14 protein-coding genes are annotated in these 14,751 nt (G+C 62.9%); 7 read left to right on the plus strand and 7 right to left on the minus strand.

From position 1 onward, the window contains the following. The 6 genes from J7S20_RS03030 to J7S20_RS03055 are packed head-to-tail and all read left to right on the plus strand — an operon-like array spanning position 1 to position 6,429. Positions 1 to 1,536: an NADH-quinone oxidoreductase subunit M gene (locus J7S20_RS03030; RefSeq protein ID WP_284052749.1), complete on the plus strand. Its 1,536-nt coding sequence runs from the start codon at positions 1 to 3 to the stop codon at positions 1,534 to 1,536. Continuing rightward, a complete protein-coding gene (gene nuoN / locus J7S20_RS03035) occupies positions 1,536 to 2,981 on the plus strand; it encodes an NADH-quinone oxidoreductase subunit NuoN (RefSeq protein WP_284052750.1) in 1,446 nt (481 codons plus the stop codon). Before J7S20_RS03030 ends, nuoN begins: the two co-directional genes overlap by 1 nt. Next, a complete protein-coding gene (locus tag J7S20_RS03040; RefSeq protein WP_284052751.1) occupies positions 2,948 to 3,685 on the plus strand; it encodes a biotin--[acetyl-CoA-carboxylase] ligase in 738 nt (245 codons plus the stop codon). Before nuoN ends, J7S20_RS03040 begins: the two co-directional genes overlap by 34 nt. Before the next feature lie 18 nt (positions 3,686 to 3,703). Further along, the gene (locus J7S20_RS03045) at positions 3,704 to 4,492 is read left to right on the plus strand and encodes a type III pantothenate kinase (RefSeq protein WP_284052752.1); all 789 of its coding nucleotides are present in this window, start codon (positions 3,704 to 3,706) and stop codon (positions 4,490 to 4,492) included. Positions 4,493 to 4,526: 34 nt separating this feature from the next. Continuing rightward, positions 4,527 to 6,164 (plus strand): ribonuclease J, encoded by a 1,638-nt coding sequence (locus J7S20_RS03050; protein WP_284052753.1) that lies wholly within the window; start codon positions 4,527 to 4,529, stop codon positions 6,162 to 6,164. A gap of 7 nt (positions 6,165 to 6,171) precedes the next feature. Beyond that, positions 6,172 to 6,429, plus strand: coding sequence for a DUF1467 family protein (locus J7S20_RS03055; protein ID WP_284052754.1), 258 nt, complete (start codon positions 6,172 to 6,174; stop codon positions 6,427 to 6,429). Between the two features lie 11 nt (positions 6,430 to 6,440). Here J7S20_RS03055 and J7S20_RS03060 read toward each other — a convergent pair whose 3' ends face one another. Next, positions 6,441 to 8,744, minus strand: coding sequence for a coiled-coil domain-containing protein (locus J7S20_RS03060; protein WP_284052755.1), 2,304 nt, complete (start codon positions 8,742 to 8,744; stop codon positions 6,441 to 6,443). An 82-nt stretch (positions 8,745 to 8,826) separates the two neighbouring features. Between J7S20_RS03060 and J7S20_RS03065 the strand changes: the two genes are divergently transcribed. Further along, the gene (locus J7S20_RS03065; protein ID WP_284052756.1) at positions 8,827 to 9,120 is read left to right on the plus strand and encodes an Hpt domain-containing protein; all 294 of its coding nucleotides are present in this window, start codon (positions 8,827 to 8,829) and stop codon (positions 9,118 to 9,120) included. 1 nt (position 9,121) lies between these two features. On the opposite strand, the gene J7S20_RS03070 is transcribed toward J7S20_RS03065, so the two are convergent. The 6 genes from J7S20_RS03070 to J7S20_RS03095 form a co-directional block, all read right to left on the minus strand. Beyond that, positions 9,122 to 10,300, minus strand: coding sequence for a vWA domain-containing protein (locus J7S20_RS03070; protein ID WP_284052757.1), 1,179 nt, complete (start codon positions 10,298 to 10,300; stop codon positions 9,122 to 9,124). A gap of 73 nt (positions 10,301 to 10,373) precedes the next feature. After that, a complete protein-coding gene (locus tag J7S20_RS03075; protein WP_284053388.1) occupies positions 10,374 to 10,937 on the minus strand; it encodes a CHAP domain-containing protein in 564 nt (187 codons plus the stop codon). Positions 10,938 to 11,128: 191 nt separating this feature from the next. After that, on the minus strand, positions 11,129 to 12,022 hold the full coding sequence (locus J7S20_RS03080; protein WP_284052758.1) for a DUF817 domain-containing protein: 894 nt from the start codon (positions 12,020 to 12,022) through the stop codon (positions 11,129 to 11,131). Between the two features lie 18 nt (positions 12,023 to 12,040). After that, positions 12,041 to 12,892 carry an AAA family ATPase gene (locus J7S20_RS03085; protein WP_284052759.1) on the minus strand — a complete coding sequence of 284 codons (852 nt, stop codon included), beginning with the start codon at positions 12,890 to 12,892 and terminating at the stop codon, positions 12,041 to 12,043. Between the two features lie 77 nt (positions 12,893 to 12,969). Then, the gene (locus J7S20_RS03090; protein WP_284052760.1) at positions 12,970 to 13,575 is read right to left on the minus strand and encodes a DUF6975 family protein; all 606 of its coding nucleotides are present in this window, start codon (positions 13,573 to 13,575) and stop codon (positions 12,970 to 12,972) included. 155 nt (positions 13,576 to 13,730) lie between these two features. Then, entirely contained in the window at positions 13,731 to 14,669 is a 939-nt protein-coding gene (locus tag J7S20_RS03095) for a PAS domain-containing protein (protein ID WP_284052761.1), read from the minus strand. Positions 14,670 to 14,751 lie beyond the last annotated feature (82 nt).

A 14,751-nucleotide genomic window follows, 5' to 3' on the forward strand; every position in this document is an offset into this window, starting at 1 on the left:
ATGAACGGTTTTCCTATCCTTTCGGTCATGCTCGCGATCCCGGCGGTCGCCGCTATCGTGTGCCTGTTTCTCGACGCAAAGTCGGCGCGTTGGCTGGCGCTTGCCGCTACGCTCGTCGATCTGGCGCTCGGCATTGTCATGTGGGCCAATTTCGACATCGGCGGCGCGCAGTGGCAATTCGTCGAAAATAGCGGTCCGCTGTTCGGCAGCTTCTCCTGGGCGCTGGGCATCGACGGTTTTGCGCTGCTCCTGATCATGCTGTCGGTGTTCCTGATGCCGATCTGCATCGGCGCGAGCTGGGAAGCGATCCAGACCCGCGTGCCCGAATATATGGCGGCGTTCCTGCTGACCGAGTTGCTGATGATCGGTACGTTCGCGGCGCAGGACCTGTTCCTGTTCTACGTGTTCTTCGAAGCGGGCCTGATTCCGATGTTCCTCATCATCGGCATCTGGGGCGGGGTGAACCGCATCTACGCCAGCTACAAATTCTTCCTCTACACGCTGCTCGGATCGGTGCTGATGCTGATCGCGATGCTGTGGATGAGCCAGACGGCAGGCACGACCTACATTCCCGACCTGATGGCGTACAACTTCCCGGTTCACGCGCAGACCTGGCTGTTCCTCGCCTTCTTCGCCTCTTTCGCGGTGAAGATGCCGATGTGGCCGGTTCACACCTGGCTTCCCGATGCGCACGTTCAGGCGCCGACCGCGGGGTCGGTTATTCTGGCCGGCGTGCTGCTGAAGCTCGGCGGATACGGCTTCCTGCGCTTTTCGTTGCCGATGTTCCCCGAGGCCTCGTCGCAGCTCATCTGGCTGATCTTCGGCCTGTCGGCGGTGGCGGTGATCTACACTTCGCTCGTCGCGCTGGTGCAGAGCGACATGAAGAAGCTGATTGCCTATTCATCGGTGGCGCACATGGCGATCGTCACGATCGGCCTGTTCGCGTTCAACCGGCAGGGCATCGAGGGCGCGATGCTGGTGATGCTCGGCCACGGTCTGGTTTCGGGCGCGCTGTTCCTGTGCGTCGGCGTTATCTACGACCGGCTGCACACGCGTGAGATCGACCGCTATGGCGGCCTCGCCATCAATATGCCGCGCTATGCCGTGCTGTTCCTGCTGTTCACGATGGCCTCGATCGGCCTGCCGGGCACCAGCAACTTCGTCGGCGAACTGCTCAGCCTGATGGGCACCTATCAGGTGTCGACGACGATCACCTTGCTGTGCACCACGGGTATCATCCTCGGTGCCGGTTACATGCTCTATCTCTATCGCCGCGTGGTATTCGGCGAACTGACCAAGGACGACGTGAAGGCGATGCCTGACCTGAGCAAGCGCGAGTTGGCGCTTCTCGTGCCGATCGCAGCGGTTGTGCTGTGGATGGGCGTGTATCCCGAAAGCTTCATCGCGCCGATGCGGCAGGACGTGACGATCCTGCTCCACCGCATCGACCGCGCACAGCCCAAGGGCGACTCGCTGCCGACAGCCGGCGCTCCGCAGGCGCATGCCGCAGAAGCAAGCCATGGGGAGGCGCACTGATGTCCTACGCATCGCAACTCGTCATGACGCTGCCCGAGGTGGTGCTGTCGATCGGCGCGCTCGTGCTGATGATGGTCGCCGCATGGGGCGGTCAGCGATCTTCGCGCGGCGTTAGCTGGGCCGCGGTGGCCGTGCTTGTCGGCGCGGGTATCTCGCTTATCGGCCCGGCTTCGAGCGGCGGCGAAGCGTTCTACGGCCTTTATCGCGCCGACGCTTTTGCGGCGTTCGCCAAGCTGCTTATCTATATCGCCGCGGGCGTATCGATCATTATCGCCCCGCGCTTCTTCGGCGCGACGAGCGGTGATGACCTGAAACCCGAATATCCGGTGCTGATCCTGCTCTCGGCAGTCGGCATGGGCATCATGGTGTCGGCCGCCGACCTGCTGACGCTTTATGTCGGCCTGGAACTGCAGAGCCTCGCCGCCTATGTGCTGGCGAGCTTCATGCGGCGCGACACGCGGTCGGCAGAGGCGGGGCTGAAATATTTCGTGCTCGGCGCTCTGGCGAGCGGCATCCTGCTTTACGGTATCTCGCTGGTCTATGGTTTCTCCGGCACGACGCTGTTCGACGATATCGCCGCGCGCTATGCGGCGGGGACCTCGACGGGGCTGCTGTTCGGGCTGGTGTTCGTGTTCGCGGGGCTGGCGTTCAAGATTTCGGCGGTGCCGTTCCATATGTGGACGCCCGACGTTTATGAAGGTGCGCCGACGCCGGTAACCGCGTTCTTCGCGAGCGCGCCGAAGGTTGCCGCCATCGGATTGGCGCTTCGCGTCGCTGTGGAGGCGATGGGGCCGGCGGCGGCCGAGTGGCGCCAGATCGTCATCTTCGCGGCACTCGCCTCTATCGTGCTCGGTGCGGTGGCCGCGATCGGCCAGTCGAACATCAAGCGGCTGCTTGCCTATTCGTCGATCAACAATATCGGTTTCGCGCTGATTGGCCTTGCCGCCGGGACGCAGGCGGGCGTGTCGTCGGTGTTGATATACATGACGATCTATATCGCCATGACGCTGGGCAGCTTCCTGATCGTGCTCCAGATGCGCGACGAGGCAGGACGACCGGTCGAAGACATTGCCGCGCTGTCGGGGATGTCGCAGACGCGTCCCGCACTTGCTGCGGCGCTTGCGATGTTCATGTTCTCGCTTGCCGGTATCCCGCCGCTGTTCGGTTTCTACGCGAAGTTCGTCGTGTTCAGCGCCGCGGTCCAGGCGGGGCTGTTCCCGCTGGCGGTGATCGGTATCGCCGCCTCGGTGATCGGCGCATATTATTATCTGCGTATCGTCAAGACGATGTATTTCGATGAAGCCGCGCCGGCCTTTCCGAAGACGGGAAGCGTTGTCGAGGGCGGGTTGATCGCGCTGTCCGCCGCGTTCATCTCTCCGCTTGGCTATCTGCTGATTCCGGCGCTGGGCGCATGGGCAGCAACCGCGGCACGGGCGCTGTTCTGACGCCCGAAATACAGTCGCTCGCGGAGACGGGATCGACCAATGCCGATCTGATTGCCCTTGCGCGTAGCGGTGCGCGCGAGGGCCTCTGGCTCCGTGCTGATCGCCAGACGGCAGGGCGCGGACGTCAGGGGCGGGCGTGGGAATCGCCCGTCGGTAACCTCTATGCCAGCACGCTGGTTCGGCTACGGCCCGGCGACCCGGCTCCGGCGACGCTTGCGCTGGTCGCCGCCGTCGCGCTTGCCGAAGCGGTCACGGTATATTGCCGCGCGCAGGTCACGCTGAAATGGCCGAACGACCTGTTGATCGACGGCGCCAAGCTGTCGGGTATCCTGCTCGAACGCGCGGACAACGCCGTGGTGATCGGGTTCGGTGTCAATCTGGCGCATCACCCGGTCGGGCTCGACCGTGCCACCACATCACTCGCCGAGCGGGGAGCGCAGGTCGAACCCGGGCCGTTTGCCGAAACGCTTGCCGAAAGCTTCGCGCGCTGGCTCGGACGCTGGCGCAGCGAGGGCCTGGGACCGGTGCGCGCGCGCTGGCTGGAACTGGCGCATCCGGTCGGCACTGCGCTCACCGCGCGCACGGGCGATGGCGACAGCATCGAGGGACTGTTCGACGGCCTCGACCGCGATGGTGCGCTGATCCTGCGCTTGGCCTCTGGCGAGCGGCGTGTCATTCACGCAGGTGATATATTCCTGATCTGATCTGAAGGAGATGCGGTCGTGCTGCTCGCGATCGATGCCGGAAACACCAATATCGTGTTCGCGCTGTTCGAGGACGGCCAAATCCGCACGCGCTGGCGGATCACCACCGATGCGCGGCGAACCGCCGACGAATATGCGGTCTGGCTAAGCCAGTTGCTGCACCTGGAAGGGTATCAGCGCAGCGATGTGAATGCCGTGATTATCGGTACGGTCGTACCGCGCGCGCTTCACAATCTCGAAGTGCTTTCGACCAAATATTTCGGCGTCGACCCGGTTGTCGCGGGGCAGGGCGATGCCGGATGGGGCATGGCGCTCGATGTCGAGGAACCGCAGAATCTGGGCGCTGACCGAGCGCTCAACATGATCGCCGCGCACGAACAGTTTGGCGGCGATCTCGTCATCATCGATTTCGGGACGGCCACCACGTTCGACGTCATCGACTATCGCGGTGCCTATAAGGGCGGCGTGATCGCGCCGGGCATCAATCTTTCGATCGATGCGCTGGTCAGCGCCGCGGCCAAATTGCCGCGAATCGCGATCGAGGCACCGGCGAACGACTCGGTCATCGGCCGAAATACCGTCGAGCAGATGAATATCGGCGTCTATTGGGGCTATATCGCGATGATGGAAGGCCTGACCGCGCGGATGAAGGCGGAGATCGGCCGCCCGGTAAAGGTCGTTGCGACCGGAGGACTCGCCATATTGTTCGAAAAACATACCGATATCTTCGACGCGGTCGAAACCGACCTGACCTTGCAGGGGCTGGCCTTATTGTGGTCGCGCGCCCATGTAGGGAATGCGCGCTGAATCGGCGCATCCTCGCAACCATGACAGGGATAGAGTGACTCCAGGAAACGAACTGCTTTTTGTCGCGCTCGGCGGATCGGGCGAGATCGGTATGAACGTCAATTGCTATGGCTGTAAGGGCCATTGGCTGATGGTAGATTGCGGCGTGACCTTCGCCGACCCGGCCTATCCGGGCATCGACGTGCTGCTGCCCGATCTGCAGTTCATCGAGGAGCAGCTCGACGGCCTTACCGGCATCGTAATCACCCATGGTCATGAGGACCATATCGGGGCGTTGCCCTATCTCGCGCTCGATCTCGGCGTGCCGATCTATGCGACGCCGTTCACCGCAGGACTGGTGAGGGGCAAGCTGGAAGAGGAAGGGATTGCGGACGACGTTGATCTGCACGTCATCAACCCCGGCGAGGCTTTCGATGTCGATCCGTTCCGAATTCGCTTCGTTCCCGTTGCGCACTCGATTCCCGAGGGCAATGCCGTCCTGATCGAAACGCCCTATGGCCGGGTACTCCACACCGGCGACTGGAAACTCGACGACGCGCCGGTGCTCGGCTCGCCGGCAACGGCCGACATGCTGACGACGATCGGCGATGAGGGCGTTCTGGCGCTGGTGTGCGATTCCACCAACGTTTTCAATGCCGACGCGTCAGGCTCTGAAACCAGCGTTCGGGCGGGCCTCGACAAGGTAGTGGAAGAAGCGGCGGGACGTGTGCTGGTAACCACCTTCGCATCCAACGCTGCGCGACTGAAGACCCTCGGCGAAGTTGCGCGCGACGCCGGTCGAACGGTGTGTATCGCAGGGCGTTCGCTCGAACGCATTTTGCGGGTTTCGAAGGAAACCGGCTATCTGAAGGATTTCCCGAAGACGGTCGATTTCGATACCGCGATGGGGCTGCCGCGCAAGGACGTGATGATAATCGCGACGGGCGGGCAGGGCGAACCGCGCGCAGCGCTGGCGCGTGTTGCCGACGGAGCGCACCCGCTCTCTCTCGACGCCGGCGACCGCGTGATCTTCTCGTCGAAGCAAATCCCGGGGAACGAAGTCGCGATCGGGCGAATCCAGAACCAGCTCGCGGCGAAGGGTGTCGAGATGATTACCGAGCGCCAGGCGCATGTGCATGTGTCCGGCCATCCCGGGCGCCCCGAGTTGCAGCAGATGTACCGCTGGATTCGCCCCGAATTGCTGATCCCGGTCCATGGCGAGATGCGCCATCTGATGGAACATGCGCGCTTCGGCCTTGCCAATGAAATTCCCCGTGCGCTTGTGCAGACCGATGGCGACATCGTTCGCATTGCGCCCGGAACGCCGGAAAAGGTCGGGCACGCGCCGATCGGTCGGCTCGCGCTTGATGGCGATGTCATCCTTCCGGCTGATGGCAGCACGATCAACGAGCGGCGCAAGCTGGGTTTCAATGGCCAGATTTCGGTCGCAGTCGCGGTCGATGCGAGGCGCAAGCTCGTCGGTGCGCCGCAACTGCGCCTTTCGGGGGTACCGATCGAGGAAGATCGCGATGCCTTTATCGATGAGGCGGCCGATGCCGCTGCCGAGGCGGCGGGCAAGGGCGCCGGCGATATAGAGGGCCTGCGCGAGAGCCTGAGGCTCGCAGTTCGCCGGACCGCGACTCGCTGGACAGGCAAGAAGCCTGTCGTCGATGTGCTGATCGTAGAGGTCTGACCGTACCGTGGCCTGGCAATCGGCGATTGCGGTCTATTTCCTCGTCTGGGTGCTGTGCGCACTGCTCGTGCTGCCGTTCAATGTCAGGCCCGGCGAGGAAGATCATGACCGGGTGCCGGGTCAGGCCGACGGCGCGCCCGGCCAGTTTCCGGCACGCCGGATCGCGATCCAGACCACGATCGTCGCGACCTTCGTCTTCGCCCTGTTCATTGTCAATTGGGAATATGGCTGGGTGACGGTCGAAATGCTCGACTTCTACAACTGACGCGCAAGCGGTCAGGTGCGGAGCCGCTCGATTGCCTGCGCGAGCGCGACGTAGAGCTTGCCCATATCGGACGAAAGCAGCGTGACGCCGAGCGGCGATCCATCGCGCAGCGACAGGATATGGCGCAGCATCGCTTCGAAATCGTGGATGTAGCGGTTGACCTGCTCGCGGAATTCGCCGTCTTCGTCGTACATCCGGCCGACTTCGCGCGCTTCGTGCGGTTCGAGCAGACGCACCGCACGCCGGGTGAAGACCCCACGATCGCCCTTCAGATAGGCTGCCCACGCGCTGTCGGAGACTTCGTGGCTGAACGTCTTGGTGATGTCGATCGAGGCTGAGTTGAGCGCTTCGATCAGCAGCGAGACGCGGCGCGCGAAATTGTCGCGGTCGTTTTCCTCGCGTTCGGCGCGCGCTTCTTCGATCCTTGCTTCGATCTGCGAGCTCGTTTCCGAAATGGACTGCATCTGGCCGGCAAGGCGTTCCGACGCCTTTGCTGCCATCGCCACTGCCTCTTCGGTCGTGCGGTGGAGCTCGGCAATCTGACGGTTGACCGAGCTGTCGACCGCGCGACCCAGCGCATCGGCGCCTTCCTGTTCAAGCTTGCGGGCGGCCGCGGGGATCACGCTTGCCAGCGTCGAACGCGCCTTGTCGCTCGCCGATGTAGCAGTTTCGCGGATCTTGGTGAGCGCTTCGACAAGTTGCGGCGCCGCTTCGTCGGCGAAACGCTGCGTGCTTTCGACTGTCGCATCTACGATTTTCTGAACATCGGAAATCCGCCCGCGCCCGATATCCAGATTTTCGAGAAGCGACTGGGTGATCGTTCCGAGTGTATCGCGCTGGTTGGCCACCACGACCGCAATCGCCTCGATCGCGTCGTGCGTGCTCTCGGCGGCGGTGACAAGCGCAAGGAGTTCGGGCTTGGATGCCGCCACAACTTCGCGGCTGGCATTGATGCGCTGGTCGAGCCGCTCGAGCGCGCCCGGCATCGTTTCGTCCATTTCACGCGCAGTGGCATCGAGCGCGGTGAGAAGATGTTCGGCGGTCGCGATCACCTGATGCGCGGTTTCGTCGCCCGACTTCATCGCTTCGCGCATCGCCGCGGCGGTTTCGGTAAGCGCGCTGAACGACGCGGCCAGTTCCTGCGCACGCTTCGTCCCGTCGGCATGGAGTCGTTCGAAGCGGGCGTCGGCGGCCTCGGCACCGCTTTCGATCGTCTGGAAAAGCGCGGTGCCGCTTTCGTGCTGTTGGCCAAGCTTTTCGGCAATCTGGGCGATGGCGGCATCGACCGTTTCGATCCGCTGAGCGAGCGCCGCGATACCTTCCTCGCCAGCTCGCTCCATCGCGCTCTGGTTGGTGCTGATCATCGCCAGCATCGCTTCGCCCTGTGCGGTGATGCCCTTGCGCGCCTCGTCGACAGCCTGTGCCGCGCGTTCGAGAACATGATCGACCGCGCTCGACATTTCGCCGGTCACCTGTTCGAGCCGGGCGCTAGCGGATTCGCTGGTCGCCTCCATCCGGCTGATATGCGCGGCGAGTTTTTCGGCGGCGCCATTTGCGACCGAGTCCGCTTCGCGCCCGCGCTGCGCGAGCGAGGCGAGCTGCGCATCGAGCGCGGCTGCGTGCTTGCCGGCGGTCAGCCCCGATTCTTCGAGCGTTTTCGATAGTGCGACGGTTTCCTCATGCGCCTTGGGCAGCGAGGCAAGGACGACATTGAGCGACTTTTCAGCGTCGCCGGCCGCGCTCGCCAGGGTGCGCGTCGAATTGTCGATTGCCTTGGCCTGGTCGCCCATGCCGTTGCTCACAGCGCGCAGCCGCTCCGCCGCATCGTCGCCCATCGCCATCAGCGCATTGGTCTGTTCGGCGAGTTCGGCACGGTTCGCCTCGATCTTGCGCGACAGTGCGGCGACCATCCGCTCGAGGCTTTCGGCTTCGGCGCGCATCGCACGGGCGGTCGCGCCGAAGCGATATGCTTCGGCCCGGCTGGTCCGCATGGCAAGCAGCCAGATGATGCCGATCAGCGTCGGCGGAATGCAAAGCGCCGCGATGAACTCGACAAGCGCCACCGGCTGCATCGGGGCCGAAAGCGCGGGCAGGCTGAGGTACAGCATCGCGCCGAGCCATGCCGCGGCGGCAAGAATGGCGATTGCGGGCCATAGCCACGGTGCGCGGGGATAGGCGTCAGGGTCGTCGAATTCGACCGCTTCATCCTGTTCTTCGAAAGTTTCTGCCGGCTGTTCGGCAGCAATGGGCTCCGCATCCTGCGGATCCGGTTCCTGATTGGGTCGAAGCCCGACGATCTGCGATCCCCCGTTCATGGTCACATGTTTATCACGAATTCGCGCAGGGCAAACAGTTTTGCGATACGTTGCGTTAAGCTCTTTCGGGTACCCATGGGGCATGGCTTATGATCCCGGTGCAATCGATGCGACTCTGGCGGCGGCGGTGGGCGACGAGCCCGGCCTGATCGCCGAATTGCGCGAGGCGTTCCTCGAGAGTTCCAAACGGCACATGGAAGCGATGGAAAGCGCGGACACCGACGCTGCCTGGCGCGGTGCCGCGATGCGGATAAAGGGTCTTGCGGCGAGCTTCGGCGCCGTGCGGCTGATGGGGCTTGCCGAAGAGGCTGCGCGCGCGGGAGCGGGAAGCGAAGAAATGCTCCGCAAGCTGCACCGCGCGGTATCGCGGCTCTAAGCTATTTCTTGCGGCTGAGTTCGCGCATCGCGTCATCGAGCCCGGAGAGCGTCAGCGGATACATCCGGTCGTCGAGCAACTCGCGGATCATGCGGGTGGACTGCGAATACCCCCATTGTTCCTGCGGCACCGGGTTCAGCCACGCAGCTGACGGATAGGTGTTGGTCAGCCGCTGCATCCATAATCCGCCAGCCTCCTCGTTGAAGTGCTCGACCGATCCGCCGGGATGGCTGATCTCATAGGGACTCATCGCGGCATCGCCGACAAAGATCAGTTTGTAATCGTGCCCGAACTTGTGGAGCACGTCCCAGGTCGGCGTTCGTTCGGTGAAGCGGCGGCGGTTGTCCTTCCACACGCCCTCGTACACGCAATTGTGAAAATAGAAGAATTCCAGGTTCTTGAACTCGCTCGTCGCTGCGGAAAACAGCTCCTCGCAGATCCTGATGAACGGATCCATCGACCCGCCGACGTCGAGGAACAGCAACAGCTTGACCGCATTGTGGCGTTCGGGCCGCATATGGACGTCGAGCCAGCCCTGCTTGGCAGTGTCCTCGACGGTCGCGTCGAGATCGAGTTCTTCGGCGGCACCTTCCCGCGCGAAGCGACGTAGCCGGCGCATCGCGACCTTGATGTTGCGCGTGCCGAGTTCGCGGGTGCTGTCGAGATTTCGGAATTCGCGGCCTTCCCAGACCTTCAGCGCTCGCTTATGCCGGCTCTCGCCGCCGATCCGCACGCCTTCGGGATTATAGCCCGAATTGCCATAGGGAGAGGTGCCGCCGGTGCCGATCCACTTGTTGCCGCCCTGATGCCGCCCTTCCTGTTCCTCGAGCCGCTTTTTGAGCGTCTCCATGATCTCGTCCCAGGATCCGAGCGATTCGATCTTCGCCATTTCTTCGGGCGAGAGATATTTCTCCGCGAGCGCGCGCAGCCATTCCTCGGGAATTTCGGTGGGTTCCTGACCATAGCTCGATGCGATGCCTTTGAAGACCTTGGCAAAGACCTGGTCGAACCGGTCGAGCAGCCCTTCTTCCTTCACGAAGATCGAACGCGACAGGTAATAGAACGCCTCGGGCGTGCGCTCGATGACGTTGCGGTCCAGCGCTTCCAGAAGCACCAGATGCTCCTTCATGCTCGCAGGGATGCCCGCGGCCCGTAATTCATCGACGAAGGAAAAGAACATCGAAGGCTTCCACCAGATCGGCCAAAGCCCGCATTTTGCAGCCGCTTAGTCGCCGCGTAAAGCCCGGGGACGCCTACCGGGCATAGGCGTCGAGCAGCGATGCGACATAGTCGGGATGTCTTTCGGTGAGTTCGGGCGATGGCTGCGCATCGGCGACATTGGCGCTCGCGCTTTCGCCGTAGATGAAGCCATAGGTCGGATAGGTGGTGGCGCCGAGACCGTGACTGTCGCGGTACCAGACGCGGACTTCGCTCCAATCGCCGGCCTTCGACACGTCGAACAGCGTGACATCGCGCTCGGCATGGCCGCGCTCGCCGTCGATGCGTGACCAGTTGGCATGGGTTATCATCAGCACACGCCTGTCGACGATCCGGCTGACGACCGCGACATGCCCGAGCGGCAGTTGCGGCGATTTCGCGAAGACCAGTACCGAGCCGATCTCGGGCGTCTGTCCGCGTTCATATCTACCCTTGGCCTTTGCCCACCAGGTCCAGGCGTCGCCGTGGATCTGAATCCCCGATGCCTGACGGGCAAAGGGAACGCACTGACCGACATAATCGAGAATCGATCCCGCGCTGGCAGGCGTCGCGGCCAGCGATACGATTGCGGCGAGCAAATGTGCGCGGCGAAGCTTCATCACCACGGATCATGGCGCGTTGCGCTATCCGGAAGGTTGGCGAAGCTGGTTAGTTACCGATTTACCGTGTTCGACCTCACCTTGCCTTGCGTACAATATCCAGTCGAATCCGGAGAGCGCGAAACTGCGTCGCTGGGCGATCCTTCGATAACGAAAGCCGTAGCGCGAGACCGACGCCGGTTAGCGTGTCGTCAGCCGGTCGGCGCTGCGGCGCGGGGCTGACTTCCCCGGTTCGCGATACGATCGGTTCGCTGGACGATCGATACGAGAACGAAGGAAATGATCATCAGCAGGTACCATGCGCCGAGCTTCTGGGGTGAGACCGGCGCCCAGCCTTCGCGCATCCCGGGGTAGAGCCAGGCGTGCGAGAAGGTCCCGACATTTTCCGCCAGCCAGATGAAGAGCGCGACGAGCAGCCAGCCGAACAGCAGCGGCATCCAGCGTGGCTTGCGGAAGGGCGTGAACCATATTCGCGTGCGCCAGAACAGCATTCCCGTCGCCGCGAAAAGCAAGATGCGGATATCGGGTAGCCAATGGTGCGAAAAGAAGTTGGTATAGATCGCCAGGGCGAGCGCGTAGGTCGTCCAACGCGGCGGATATCCGTCGAAGCGAAAGTCGAAGATGCGCCAGACACGCGCGATATAGCTGCCGACCGATGCATACATGAACCCGGAGAATAGCGGCACGCCGCCGATACGGAGGACGCTGGGTTCGGGGTAGATCCAAGATCCGTGGGCAGTCTTGAAGATTTCCATGACCGTGCCGACGACGTGAAAGGCCAGGATCACCTTGGCCTCCGAGATCGTTTCGAGGCGGAATGCGAGCATCGCGATCTGGATCACGAGCGCGCATAGCGTGAGGAAATCATAGCGAGCCAGCCAGGCGTCGGCGGGATAGAAAAAATGCGTCGCGAGCAGCAGCGCGACCATCAATCCGCCAAACAGGCACGCCCAGCCCTGTTTGAAACCGAACAACAGGAATTCGTATAAATGAGCCTGCCACCCGCCGGTCGGCTGCGCAGCCTCAAGCCGCGCCCGGATACGAGCGAAGCGGGTGGCACCGCGCGGCGGTGGTGGCGCGCTCACCGACCAGCGCTCCGCCCGTTAGCCCTTGCCGCCTTGCCTCCGCGCCATGAAGGCGAGGCGTTCGAACAGCATCACGTCCTGCTCATTCTTGAGCAGCGCGCCGTGGAGGGGAGGGATGGCCTTCGACGGATCCCTGGACTGCAACACGTCGAGCGGCATGTCTTCGTGCATCAGGAGCTTCAGCCAGTCGAGCAGCTCGCTGGTCGATGGCTTTTTCTTCAGCCCCGGCACTTCGCGAACATCGTAGAAGATATCCATCGCGCGCGACACGAGCAGCTTCTGGATATCCGGGAAGTGCACGTCGATGATCGCCTGCATCGTCTCGCGGTCGGGGAATTTGATGTAGTGAAAGAAGCAGCGGCGCAGAAACGCGTCGGGCAGGTCCTTTTCGTTGTTCGACGTGATGACGACGATCGGGCGTTCCTTGGCGCGGACCGTCTCCTTCGTTTCGTACACATGGAATTCCATGCGATCGAGTTCCTGAAGCAGGTCGTTGGGGAACTCGATATCCGCCTTGTCGATCTCGTCGATCAGCAGGACGGGGGTCTGTTCGGAGGTGAACGCCTCCCACAACTTGCCCTTGCGGATATAGTTGGAGATGTCATGGACGCGCTCGTCGCCCAACTGGCCGTCGCGTAGCCGAGCAACCGCATCATATTCGTACAAGCCCTGCTGCGCCTTGGTCGTCGATTTGACGTTCCATTCGATCAGCGGCGCCTCGACGGCCTTGGCGATTTCATAGGCGAGTACCGTCTTTCCGGTCCCGGGCTCTCCCTTCACGAGAAGGGGGCGGCGCAAGGTGACGGCGGCGTTGACCGCGACCTTCAGATCGTCGGTGGCGACATAGCTCTGGGTGCCTTCGAAGCGCATTGCATTCCCGATCGTGATTAGAATTCCGGGTATGCGATAACGGGCCGGGCAGGTGCAGCGCAAGCCGCATGGTCGCGTCAGAGCTGGTCGCGCGCCTCGACCCGTGTTTCAACGAGCTGCCACAGCCCGCGATGTTGTGCGAGCAACTGGTCCGCACCGAAGAGCAGCGCACGCTCCACCGACAGCGAACCCGCCAGCGCGGAAACGAGTGCTGCGCTTTCATGATCGGGAGGCAGGTCGCAATCCGGCACATCGACACCCAGCCGCCGCGCCGTGCTGTCCAGCGCTTGCCGGATGGCGTGCCACTCCAGAACGAGCGTAATGGCGGCGCCGAGCGCACATCCGATCCGGTCCGACTTCCCGAGGGTTTCAAGCGCATGATGTTGCGCCATCACTGCGGTTTCCGAATCGGCCTGACCGGGCGTGCTGGGCGGAGGACCGGCGGCCGCGGCAAGCGTCGCCAGATAGCCGCGTTCTTGCGCAAACGCATCCGCAGCGACGCTGAGCCACCCCTGGGCCGCGTCGGTGCCGGAGTGATTCGCGGCAAGCTCGATAACCCCGGGATGGCGGCCGTGCAGCACGCAGAGGAAATGCACCGCGTCGGCAAGATCGCGGATCGGCGTATTCTGATTGGCAAGATGCCAGACAGCGGCCTGAGTCGCGCTACCGTCGGTGCGAACCAACGCCCGCAAGGTTTCCCATGCGCCCCCGAATCCTGCGATTTCTGCGGAGTGGACTGACATCGGTTCCTCTGCCTTGCTTCGCATCGGGCCCTATTGCCGATGCTGTCACCCCCAAATGCACGAAAGGCATATACCGAAGCACGTAAAGACGTGGTTTACGACGCGTTAGGCTTTCCGGAACCGGAGAGATTTTCGAGCGCGATCACCACTTTCACTCCAACAACCGCAAGATTCCGTCGCAGGGGCGCAAGGCCGAGGCGTACCGGCACCGTCTGGGTGCCGTCGGCCAGCAGGTCGGCTGCAATCCCGATCGACTTCGCTTCCCTGAAGACCGTTTCGATCGCCTCGTTGACGCCGGCGCGCGACCCCATGTCGAACAGGCTCGCAAAGCGGACGCTCCGGACCATTTCGGCGTCATGGCCGATGAAGGCGGTAAAGCTTTCGGTCGGCGCGTCGACGAACCCCCTGGCGTTGATTCGGACCTCGGCAATGCCGCGCATGGCGGCCAGTGCCGAATCGAGCGCGCCAAGCGATGCCACCGCGCGGTCGCGCTGTTCGCGAATGGCGATATTTTCGCCGACGAGCGCCAGCCCGCCTCCGACGGGCGCTATTGTTACCGCGAGAGCGCGCTCCAATCCGCTTTCAAGCTCGATTTCGACGCACTCCGTCGAACCGCAGCGCGCAACGCGCTCGGCGACCTGATCGAGGCAAGTGCCGAACGGTTTGGGTAACGCCTGCGCCAGCGTCTTGCCGCGCAAGGCGACTTCGCTGCATCCGAAATACCGCCGCGCGGAGGCGTTGCTTTTCGAAATCCGCAACGCTTCGTCGAGCAGGAACACTGTTTCGCTGAAGAGGTCGAGCAGGTCGTCGGCCGCAAGCGCCGGGGCGACGCCAGGCTCTGCGCCGTCGCCGCCGTTTTGCATCATGTCGACCGAACCTAGCACAAGGTCGGGTTGACCGTTCTGGACGATATAGATCGGATGATCGTGCGCCCGGTCTTGCCAGACGCCAAAATGCCGGACGATTTCGGATGCGGTGACACATTGATGCTGCGCAAGCTGTTCATACTCGCCCGTCTGCACACTGCTGGCCATGTGATTGATACTCCCCGTTATCCGCGGAGAGTCAGTTGGACGAACCGAGAAACAATGGGTTCGAACCGAATTGGATGCGATT

Origin of the sequence: Stakelama marina (genome assembly GCF_018122655.1) — a bacterium.
GTDB classification, from domain to species: Bacteria; Pseudomonadota; Alphaproteobacteria; order Sphingomonadales; family Sphingomonadaceae; genus Sphingomonas; species Sphingomonas marina.